The sequence below is a fragment of the Methylobacterium sp. D48H genome (assembly GCF_053345715.1).
Genome location: NZ_JBKFAP010000106.1, coordinates 1 through 343, shown reverse-complemented (window position 1 = coordinate 343; position 343 = coordinate 1). Strand labels below are relative to the sequence as shown.

The following is a 343-nucleotide window of genomic DNA, read 5'->3' as shown; positions in this document are numbered from 1 at the left end:
GCCTGACGGGCCGGCTACGGATCCGACTTACGAGACGCGCCGCTCCTTGCGGCGGCACGTCGCCGGCGTTGCCGCCGTGATCGTGGTCGCCACGGGCGCGGGGGCCTGGACGGCGGCGACGGAATTGTCCGGCGCCATCATCGCCACGGGCTCGCTGGTGGTCGAGAGCAACATCAAGAAGGTCCAGCATCCGACCGGCGGCGTCGTCGCCGAACTGCCGGTTCAGGAGGGCGCGCGCGTCCAGGCGGGCGACCTGCTGGCCCGCCTGGACGCGACCACCGCCAAGGCCACCTACGACAGCGTCACCAAGAGCCTGTGGGAGATCGCGGCGCGCAATGCCCGG

The 343-nt window shown here is 72.3% G+C and carries 1 protein-coding gene; it reads left to right on the top strand.

The window, feature by feature from the left end:
- The coding region (locus tag ACLBX8_RS31685) for a biotin/lipoyl-binding protein (RefSeq protein WP_447716413.1) at positions 1-343 on the top strand (343 nt) is incomplete at both ends.